Annotated in this window: 8 protein-coding genes; 2 read left to right on the top strand and 6 right to left on the bottom strand. The window is 72.2% G+C overall.

The window, feature by feature from the left end:
* Positions 1-76: 76 nt before the first annotated feature.
* Both C2L58_RS09165 and C2L58_RS09160 read right to left on the bottom strand, forming a co-directional pair.
* Positions 77-3,358, bottom strand: coding sequence for a glycosyltransferase family 2 protein (locus C2L58_RS09165; RefSeq protein ID WP_103337089.1), 3,282 nt, complete (start codon positions 3,356-3,358; stop codon positions 77-79).
* Between the two features lie 132 nt (positions 3,359-3,490).
* Positions 3,491-3,778, bottom strand: coding sequence for a WhiB family transcriptional regulator (locus C2L58_RS09160; RefSeq protein ID WP_233225633.1), 288 nt, complete (start codon positions 3,776-3,778; stop codon positions 3,491-3,493).
* Positions 3,779-4,042: 264 nt separating this feature from the next.
* On the opposite strand from C2L58_RS09160, the gene C2L58_RS09155 reads away from it, so the two are divergent.
* Entirely contained in the window at positions 4,043-4,801 is a 759-nt protein-coding gene (locus C2L58_RS09155) for a site-2 protease family protein (protein WP_103337088.1), read from the top strand.
* 28 nt (positions 4,802-4,829) lie between these two features.
* Here the strand turns inward: C2L58_RS09155 and C2L58_RS09150 are convergent, their stop codons facing one another.
* The 3 genes from C2L58_RS09150 to mshB are packed head-to-tail and all read right to left on the bottom strand — an operon-like array spanning position 4,830 to position 6,833.
* Positions 4,830-5,609 carry a hypothetical protein gene (locus C2L58_RS09150; RefSeq protein ID WP_103337087.1) on the bottom strand — a complete coding sequence of 260 codons (780 nt, stop codon included), beginning with the start codon at positions 5,607-5,609 and terminating at the stop codon, positions 4,830-4,832.
* Entirely contained in the window at positions 5,602-5,994 is a 393-nt protein-coding gene (locus tag C2L58_RS09145) for a hypothetical protein (RefSeq protein WP_103337086.1), read from the bottom strand. Before C2L58_RS09145 ends, C2L58_RS09150 begins: the two co-directional genes overlap by 8 nt.
* Complete coding sequence (gene mshB / locus C2L58_RS09140) at positions 5,991-6,833, bottom strand: N-acetyl-1-D-myo-inositol-2-amino-2-deoxy-alpha-D-glucopyranoside deacetylase (RefSeq protein WP_103337085.1); 843 nt, start codon at positions 6,831-6,833, stop codon at positions 5,991-5,993. Before mshB ends, C2L58_RS09145 begins: the two co-directional genes overlap by 4 nt.
* A 113-nt stretch (positions 6,834-6,946) precedes the next feature.
* Here mshB and C2L58_RS09135 point away from each other — a divergent pair, with 113 nt between their 5' ends.
* Complete coding sequence (locus C2L58_RS09135; RefSeq protein ID WP_199191175.1) at positions 6,947-8,728, top strand: ABC transporter ATP-binding protein; 1,782 nt, start codon at positions 6,947-6,949, stop codon at positions 8,726-8,728.
* A gap of 119 nt (positions 8,729-8,847) precedes the next feature.
* Here C2L58_RS09135 and C2L58_RS09130 read toward each other — a convergent pair whose 3' ends face one another.
* A complete protein-coding gene (locus tag C2L58_RS09130) occupies positions 8,848-9,864 on the bottom strand; it encodes an ABC transporter permease (RefSeq protein WP_103337084.1) in 1,017 nt (338 codons plus the stop codon).
* Between the last annotated feature and the right edge of the window lie 43 nt (positions 9,865-9,907).

Here is a 9,907-nt window from a genome sequence, read left to right as displayed (position 1 = left end):
TGCGCTCTGTGTTGCGGGCCCGGCTCAAAGTGATTTCACGGCCTCAGGCGACGGGATGACCACCGTGCTCCTCCGATTACAAGCCTTCGCCGCGCGGGGAGCTGGGGGGCCGGCGGGCCGGGACCGCCGTCAGGAGCGTGAACAGGACCGCCGCCAGCTGGGCCAGGAGCAGGAGGTTTCTTTCCGTTCCCGGGTACTCCACCGTCACCTCTGCGGACGTCGGTGGTACCGACACCGCCACCTGGTGGCCCCACGCCGGCACGATCGGTACCGGCTTGCCGGCGACCGCCGCCTTCCAGCCCGGCTCCTGCTCCGCCGCCAGTACCAGGAGGCGGCCCGTCGGGCCGTCGGACACGCGGACGCGTACGTCCGGCAGCTCCGCGCGGACCGGCGCCACGCCCGGCGCCGTGCCCGGGGCGCCGCCTCCCGTGACCGCCGCTTTCGCCTGCTCCGGGGAGATCAAGATCACCTGGCCCGCCGGGGGGAGCAGGCGGAGCACCCCGCGGCCGTCGGATGTCGGGGCGGCCACCGAAACCACGTCCTTCGCCAGCGGTGGGTACGCCTGCGGGTCCACGCCCGGCGGGAGCACCACGAACTGGACGCCCGCGGCCGCGGCCGCCGCGAAGGAGCGCTGGACCGCCGCCGCGTCGCCTTGGCCCAGGTCGCGGCGCCAGGACGCCAAGCGGGCCGGTGTTCCGGGCGTCGGGGCCAGCTCGTCGTCGCCGTAGTGCGGGAGGCGGCCGGTGATCTGGCGTGTCGCGTCCGGGGCCAGGTCGAGCACCGAGCGGCCCGACGCCGTCAGCTCGGCCGCGACCTCCGGGGCGAGCGCGGGTCGCGAACCGGCCCGTAGCGGGCCCTGCGAGCCGACGATCGCCGCGCCGGTGGCCAGCGCCAGGAACACCGCCACTCCGGCCACCGCCATCACCTTCGGCAGCCAGGTCGCCGGGACGCCGGCCGGGCCGCCGCGCTGCCACGAGCCGAGGACCACCCACAGCAGCCCGGTGCCGACGATCAGCAGCGGCACGCCCGTGTAGCCGTGCGATGGCGCGCCGCCCTGCAACGGGGGTGCCGTGACCAGCCGCACCAGCACCAGCCCGCCCGCGCCCAGCGCCGCCAGCGCGAGCCCGCCGGCGGCGAGCTTCGTCGGCCGGACGACCAGCGCCACCAGCGCCGCGGCGATCACCGCGACGCCGATCGGCCAGGCGCCCGGGCCGCCCGGGTCGAGCCCGGCCAGATCGGTGCCGGAGACCACCGATGCCGCACCACCGAGCCCCTGGACGAGGAGTCCCGGGTGCTTCAGCAGCACGGTCGGCCACGGCAGCAGCAGCGCCAGCGGCAGCAGCACCACGATCCCGACCGACGCGATCCGGCGCGCCAGCCCGGTCGGCGCGGGGAGCACGACGAACCCGATCAGCAGCCCGGCGAGCGCGAGCCCGTGCGCCAGCGGTGAAAACGCACCGAGCAGCGCCACCCCGAACGCCGACAGCGCGGACACGTGCAGCCAGCGCGTGTCCGCGTGCACGAGCAGCCCGGCGATGCCCGCGGCCACCAGCGGCAGCACCAGGTGCACCACGACGACGTCCAGCCGGCCCTGCGCCACGCCCGCGGTCGCGGCCGGCAGGAGCGCGTACGTCGCCGCGACGACCGCGCGCACCCAGCGGCGTACGCGGAGCCGCCGCGTCGCCGCGTACGCGCTCAGCGCGGCCAGCGGGATGTCGCCGATGAGCAGCACGGCGACCAGCGCGGCCGGGCCGCCGATCGGCGCGAACACCGCGCCGAGCGCGCCGAGCACCGGCAGGGTGGCCGACGCGGGCGCCCCGGTGCCGCCCGCGATCGCGTGCCACGGCGTCAGGTAGGACGTCCAGAGCTCCCCCAGCCCGGCCACCGGGAGCAGCTTGCCGCCGAAGAGGTCGAGGCCCAGCCGGGCGCGGTTGACGAACAGCCCGAGCGCGGTCAGCACCACGAGCAGGACCACCGGCGGCGCGAAGATCGTGGCCGCCAGCACCCGGCGGCGGTTGACCTCCACGAAGACGAGTTCCGGCTCCGGCTCTTCGGGGGCGTCTTCGGCGACCGGCGCCGGGGTTTCCGGCAGCGCGACGGCGACCAGCGTGCCCGGGCGGCGCAGCCCGGACCCGCGTGAGCTGACGCCGCGCAGCGCGCCCGCGGGCAGCGCGTCGGGGCCGACCGGACGGTTCTCGCGGGCGTCGAGCGCTTCCGGCGTCACCCACGCCGACTCGGTTTCGACGGTCTCGGGCACCCGGCCGAGCGCGACGTCGTTCTCGACGCCGCGGCGCACCAGGCCGACGACGCCGGCGCGGACGGCGTTGCGCAGCCGGGTCCCGCGTCCGGTGAAGAGCCCGCGAACCGTGCCCGGCCGCGGATTCCGCCGCCGGTGGGCCCGTGCGGCGCGCAATCCGCCGCGTCCACTGAGGAGGTACGCGGCGGCGGCGAGTTCGGCCCGCGCTTCGCCGGTGCGGCGCAGCAGGACGAAGGCCAGCGCGCGCAGCACGGCGAGCACCGGGAGCCGGATCATGCCGAGCCAGAAGGAAAACGGCGAGCAGTTCACGAGGAAGACGCGCAGCCCGTGGGCGCGGTTCGCGACGGCCGGCGGGCCGGGGAGCGCGTCCGCCGCCCGCCGGCCGGTGGTCACGGCGCGGGCGTGCCGCACCCGCGCGAGCGGGACGGACAGGACCACGCCCCCGGCCGCGTTCGCGCGCCAGCCGAAGTCGAGATCCTCCCGCAGCAACGGGAAATCGGGGTCGAAGCCGCCGAGGGAGTCCCAAGCGTCGCGGCGCACGAGCGAGCCGGCGCTGGGCACGGCGAGCACCGCCACCGGGTCCTCGCCGGTCGCGGCGACCTGCTGGCGGTGCCCGGAGGCGTCGGTGGACAGCCCGGCTTCGACGATCAGCCGCGGATCGGTCCAGTCGAGACCGAGCGAACCGAGCACGGTGGCCGACGGTTCCTTCGTGGCGACGTGCAGGAGCTGATCGAGGCAATCGGGTTCGGGCGCGCAGTCGTCGTGCAGCAGCCACAGCCAGGAACCGGGGTCGCCCCAGCGCTCGGTGGCGTGCGCGACGGCTTCGGCGACCGCGGCCGCGAAGCCGGTATCACTCGGCAGTGTGATGACCCCGGAGAGAACGGGGGACGAATCCAGGCCGGGATCCTCGGCGGCTTCGGCGAGCAGCCGCGGGGTCGCGTCGGTGGAGCCGGTGTCCACGGCGAGGACGTGCCGGGGCCGGACGGTGCTGCGGCGCAACGCGGAAAGCGCCAGCGGCAGCCAGTTTTCGCCGTCGTGACAGACCACAATGGCCAGAACGGGCGCGGTGCGCGGGACGGGCGGCGCGGCGGTGCGGGGCAACGAACGCTCCAGATCAGGCGGCAGTCGGTGCGGCCACCCTACGGCCCCGGCCAGTCACCCGGTGGTGAACCCACGCCGAGCACCCCGCACAGCGGAATCACCGGTGACGCCGGGCATCACCGGTGATTCGCACTAGACAGCACGCTTTTTGAGCTTCCGGCGCTCCCGCTCGGACAGACCGCCCCAGATGCCGAAGCGTTCGTCGTGGGCCAGTGCGTACTCCAGGCACTCGTCCTTGACCTCGCAACCCAGGCAAATCCGCTTGGCTTCGCGGGTGGAACCGCCCTTCTCGGGGAAGAACGCCTCCGGGTCCGTCTGCGCGCACAGGGCGCGTTCCTGCCAATCCTGCTCTTCTTCGGTGACATCGATGAGCTCGGTGAGATCTCCCAGAGCCTGCTCCGGGATCTCGCCCCAACTCATGACGTGCCCCCATTCCTTCCCATCGGCTTCCAACCGCACGTCCGCCTCCTCGCTCCCTAGCACTCCCCAGGCTGGCGGTGGTGAAACGACACTCGCCGTCCCCTCTCGGCGGCGAATGACATCACTGTGATTACACCCGTGTAGTGCGGTCAGGTCAAGCGGAGTAGCGAGTTCGGGGGACGTTCCGGCCCGATCGCGCAAGGGGACACGCCGGTAACTTCACACCGGGCATACGGAAGACTGGAGCACGTGCAGAAGTCAGCAGTGCGTCCCAGCCCGGTCTTCCTCGGCATCCTCGCGCTCACCGCCGCCGGTGGCGTGATGGCCGCATTCGGTCACGTCAATCCGTTCTTCGTCCGAGATCACGACGCACTGGCCGTGGCCGGTGTCGTGATCTTCGTCGCCGCCGGTTGGGTGGCGTCGCTGTCACTGCACGAGTTCGGCCACGCGATGGTGGCCTACCGCGGTGGCGACTACAGCGTCGCCCATAAGGGTTACCTGAACCTCGACGTCCGGAAGTACACCGACCCCGTCCTGTCGATCGTCCTGCCGCTGATCTTCCTGTTCATCGGCGGCATCCCGCTGCCGGGCGGCGCGGTCTGGATCAACCGCGGCGCGTTGCGCTCGCGGGGGACGTCGTCCTGGGTGTCGCTGGCCGGGCCGCTGAGCAACCTCGCGGTCGGCGCGGCGCTGTGCCTGGTGGTCGCGCTGGTCCCGATGGCCTACGGCCTGGTGATCGCGATGTCCTTCCTCGCGCTGCTGCAGGTCGTGACGTTCATCCTCAACATCCTGCCGATCCCGGGCCTCGACGGCTGGGGCGCGATCGAGCCGTACCTGCCGGCGCAGGCGCGGGCGTTCGGCGCGCAGGTGCGCCCGTGGGCGCCGATCATCCTGTTCGCGGTCCTGTTCCTGTTCCCCCCGGCGAACGCCGCCCTGTGGGACGGTGCCGGCTGGATCTTCGACGCGCTGGGTGGCTATCCCGGTGCCCCGGCGGGGTTCTACCTCTTCCAGTTCTGGAAGTGAGGTTTGGGCCGGGCGCCGCCGGGGAAGATCAGGTGCGGCGCTCGGTCAGCCACACGTGCGCGCGCTTCCACACGACCCGCAACCCCGACCGCTCGCCGAGGTAGTCGCCCGCCGCACCGACGACCGGGAGCATGCCCAGCGCCCGGTGGAACAGGTTGCCGCGCGGGCGCTTCTCCAGTTCACCCGTGATGCCGAGGAGCCCGCGGCCGAGCCGCCACAGCGTGCGGCCGGCCGCCTTGACCGTCGCCTTGCCGTGCTTCTTCTCCGACGCCCTCAGTTCCTCGGTCAGCTTCGCCGCTTCGTCCGCCTCCGCGGCTTCGTCGTGCTCCGCGTGCTTGCCCGCCGCGAGATCCGGGTCGATCTCGCGCTCGAAGAGCACCCACGCGATGAGCCGGACCCGGGTGCCTACGTCGGTCACCCCGTACTCGCCCGCGATCGCGCACAGCAGCAGCCCCTGCGACGCCGCGCCCAGGGCGTCCTGCACCGGCAGGCGGTCGGCCAGCGCGCCACCCAGCCCGGGGATCGACGTCAGCAGCGCCGTGAACCGGCCGACGCGGTTCATCCACCAGCTCGACCGGTCGTACCCCGTCATCCGCGCCCACGCCGCCGTGCCCGGCACCTTCACCGACGTGACGCCGTGGATCAGCTTCGCCTTCAACCCCGACTCGACCTCGGCCAAGTCCTCCGAGGCACGCGCCTGCAGCCCGAACGGGTCGGACTCGCGCAGCGCGTCCAGCATCGGCCCGCACGCCCGCACGAACGGCCGCAGCACCGCCACGACCTGCCGGTCGGAGATCGACTCACCCACGTCCCGCTCCCCTTCCCACCGCCCGGCGCGGCGCGCTGCCGAGCACCATCGCGCCCGGCAGCGCGCTCGCGCCGAGCAGCAGCAACGCCCGCCAGTCCTGGATCAGCACCAGGTCACCGCCCGGGCCCAGCAGGCCGACCCCGAACACGACGAGCACCCACAGCGCCAGGGGTACCCAGGAAAGCCCGGGGCGCACCAGCTTCGCCGTGGTCCACACCAGCCACGGCGTGGTGACGGCGCCCACGAGCACCATCACCGGCACCGGGACCACCCCGATCCGCAGCGGCAGGAAGAACAGCTCCAGCAGCGCGAGCAGCACCGTGTCGACGGCGAGCAGCGCGAGCAGCAGGCCCTGCTCGAGCGTCAGCCGCCCGTCCACGGTCACAGCCCGCCGAACAGGTCGTCCGCCGCACCCTCGGCGGGGCCGTGGGCCAGCACGAAGGAGTCCTTCGCAGGGATCGGCTGGGCGATCTCGTTCGTCAGCGCGAAGTACGGGACGTCGCCGTCGACCACCGCCAGCTGCGTCGCGTGCGCGCGCAGTGCCGCCAGCTTCGCCGGGACGTACGCGGCGACATCGAGCACCGTGGTGATCTCCTCGTCGGGCGTCGCGGGCAGCTCGTCGTCGTCCGGGACGCGGTAGCGGCGCTCGCCCGCACGCAGCGCGGCCAGCCCGGCACGCAGCGCGCTCTTCGACGTCACCGTGTGGAACACCCGCTCGACCGAGCCGGCCCGGGTCGCCGCCGCCATCGTGATCTCGTGGGCGCGGATGTGGTCGGGGTGGCCATAGCCGCCGAAGGCGTCGTAGGTGACGACGACCTGGGGCCGGACCTCGTCGAGGACCTCCCCCAGCTGGGCGGCCTGCTCCTCGGCGCTCCCCCCGGTGAACGCCCGCGGGTGCGAAGCCGACGGCGTGCCCGCCATGCCCGAGTCACGCCACCGGCCGAGCACGCCCAGGTAGTGGTGCCGCGACACCCCCAGCGCGGCGCAGGCGGCCTTCAGCTCGGCGACGCGGTAGCCGCCCAGCTGGTCGGCCGCCTGGGCGCGCAGCCCGGCCAGCTCGGGCAGGCCGGCCATGACCTCGCCCTCTTCACCCAGCGTGCAGGTCACCACGGTCACCTCGGCGCCTTCGGCGGCGTATCGTGCGATCGAGGCGCCGGTGGTGATGCTTTCGTCGTCGGGATGGGCGTGGACGAACAGCAGCCTTCGCGATACCGGGGAGATCACGGGTTGAGCGTAATTCCCGTGCTCCGACCTTCGTCGGGGACACCCTCGGTTATCCTCGCGCGAGTCGCGACCGCCGCGTCGTGACCGTCTGTACCCCCACGAAGGGCATCTTGGTGAGCACTGAAGCAACTTCGGCGAACGTCGCCGGCGTGTCCGGATCCGTCCTGTCCATCTCCGACCTCAGCGTGTCGTTCCAGACCGAGGACGGCGTCGTGGACGCCGTCAAGGGCATCGGGTTCGACGTGCAGCCCGGCGAGATCGTCGCCGTGGTCGGGGAGTCCGGGTCCGGCAAGTCCGTCACGTCGATGTCGGTGCTGGGCCTGCTGCCCAAGACCAGCCGGATCGCCGGTGAGCTGCGCCTCGGCGAGCGCAACCTGGCGGATCTCAAAGAGAAGGACATGCAGAAGATCCGCGGCAACCAGGTCGCGATGATCTTCCAGGAGCCGATGACGGCGCTGAACCCGGTCTACACGGTCGGCTGGCAGCTGCGCGAGGCCCTGCGGTCCCACCTCGACATCGCCAAGGACGCCGCCGACAAGCGCGCGGTCGAGCTGCTCGACATGGTCGGCATCCCGAACCCCGAGCTGCGGTTCAAGCAGTACCCGCACCAGCTCTCGGGCGGCCTGCGCCAGCGCGTCGTCATCGCCATGGCGATCGCCTGCGACCCGAAGGTCATCATCGCCGACGAGCCGACCACGGCGCTCGACGTCACGGTCCAGGCGGAGATCCTCGGCCTGCTCCGCAAGCTGCGGGACACCCTCGACACGGCGATCGTGCTGATCACCCACGACATGGGCGTCGTCGCCGACATGGCCGACCGCGTCATCGTGATGTACCAGGGCGAGATCGTCGAAGAGGCGCCGGTGCGCGAGCTGTTCGCGACGCCGCGCGAGGACTACACGAAGCGGCTGCTCGCCGCGGTGCCGGTCCTGGGCCAGCGCCCCGAGGGCCGCCGCCTGCTCGACGACGCCGGCATCGCCAGCGACAGCACCGAGGCGGCCAAGATCGCCGAGGAGATCCGGCTGGCCGACGCCGAGCTGGAGGCCGTGATCGAGGAGGCCGCCCCGGCCCTCGAGATCAAGAACCTGGTGCTCGAGTACCCGGGCCGCCGCGGCCAGGCCAAGAACCGCGCGGTCGACGACGTCTCGCTGACCATCGCCAAGGGCGAGATCGTCGGCCTGGTGGGCGAGTCGGGCTCGGGCAAGTCGACGGTCGGCCGCTGCGCCGTCGGCCTGCTGCGCGCGACCCAGGGCACGATCGCGATCGCGGGCAAGGACATCACGACGATGTCGGCGAAGGAGATCCGGCCGCTTCGCCGGTTCTTCTCGATCGTGTTCCAGGACCCGGCGTCGACGCTGGACCCGAAGATGACGATCGGCGAGTCCATCGCGGAGCCGATGGTGCTGCACAAGGTGCTGTCCGGCAAGGCGCTGTCGGCGCGGGTGCGCTCGCTGCTCGACAAGGTCGAGCTGGGCGGGCACTACATGAACCGCTACCCGCACGAGCTCTCCGGCGGCCAGCGCCAGCGCGTGGCCATCGCCCGTGCGCTGTCGCTCGACCCTGCCCTGCTCATCGCGGACGAGCCCACTTCGGCGCTGGACGTGTCGGTGCAGGCCCGCGTGCTGGACCTGTTCCTGGACCTGCAGCAGTCGCTGCAGTTCGCCTGCCTGTTCATCAGCCACGACCTGGCCGTGGTCGACCTGCTGGCCGACCGCGTCGCGGTGATGCAGCACGGCAAGCTCGTCGAGGTCGGCACCCGCGACCAGGTGCTGCACTCGCCGCAGCAGGAGTACACGAGGCGCCTGCTGTCGGCGGCCCCGGTCGCGGACCCGATCCTGCAGGCCGAGCGCCGCGCGGCCTGGGAGGCCGGCAGGCTGGCCCCCGTGGCCGACTGACGTTCTGACGCCGAAGGGCCCGCACCCGCGGGATGTTCGGAACGCTGGGCGCGGGGGTCGTGAGTGGTAAGGCGGGTTCTAACCCGCCTTACCACTCACGACCAGCCGCGGCAGATTGCTCAGCCGACGCGGATGCGGGGATCGAGGATGCCGTACAGCAGGTCCGCGACCAGGTTCGCGATCACCACGCTCGCCGCGATCACCACCAGCCAGCCCATCAGCACCTGCGGGTCGTTCTTGTTGACCGCCTCCACCAGCAGCGTGCCCATGCCGTGCCAGTTGAAGACCGTCTCGGTGATGATCGCGCCCGTCACCGTGGCGCCGAAGTTGACCGAAAACAGCGTCATCACCGGGATCAGCGCGTTGCGGAACGCGTGGCGCCAGATCACGCGGCTGTTCGAGACGCCCTTGGCGCGCGCTGTGCGGACGTAATCGGCGCCCAGGACCTCGAGCATCGACGCCCGCTGGAACCGGCTGTACGCGGCGAACGTGATCGCCATGATCGACAGCGTCGGCAGCAGGAACGCGCCGACGTACTTCGCGAGCGCGTCGCCGACGCCGGTGGCCGAGAGGCTCTCCGGGCTCGTCGTCCGCAGCCACGGGTCGCCGAGGACGTCGGACAGGCCCAGGTCCCGCACCCAGATGTTGGCGCGGATCGCGTAGCCCTTGAGGACGATCGCCACGCAGAAGATGGGCATCGAGAACATCAGGAACGCCAGCGTCGTCGCCAGGTAGTCCCAGATCGAGTACTGCTTGACGGCGGCGAGGACCCCCACCAGCACCCCGAAGATCAGGGCCAGCACCGACGCCGTCAGCACCAGTTCCAGGGTGACCTTGAACGCGGCCAGCACCTTCGGCTGGACCGGGGCGAACGCGTTGCCCTGCGCGATCGAGATGCCCCAGTCGCCGGTCAGGAAGTGCCCCAGCCAGGTGAAGTAGCGGGCGACGACGCTCTGGTCGAGGCCGAGCTTCTGCTCGGTCTCGGCGATGGCCGCCGCGCTGATCCCCGGTTTGCTGCGGATCTCGCCGAGCGGGTCGCCGGTGTTGGCCACCATGACGAAGCACAGGAACGTGCCCACCAGCAGGACCGGGATGGAGATGACCAGCCTGCGGAACACGTAGAGCACGAGATTCATCCGAAACCCCCAGGTCCGGCGATCTCCGCTGGAAAACGGACGC

The organism is Amycolatopsis sp. CA-126428, from assembly GCF_002904335.1.
Classification (GTDB): domain Bacteria; phylum Actinomycetota; class Actinomycetes; order Mycobacteriales; family Pseudonocardiaceae; genus Amycolatopsis.
Note: the sequence above shows the minus strand (reverse complement) of the source record. Positions and strands in the feature narration are given on the sequence as shown.

Bases quoted from the DNA above. Each gene is read 5' to 3' on its own strand.
- C2L58_RS09130 (WP_103337084.1), bottom strand. From the start codon at position 9,864: ATGAATCTCGTGCTCTACGTGTTCCGCAGGCTGGTCATCTCCATCCCG.
- C2L58_RS09160 (WP_233225633.1), bottom strand. From the start codon at position 3,778: ATGAGTTGGGGCGAGATCCCGGAGCAGGCTCTGGGAGATCTCACCGAG.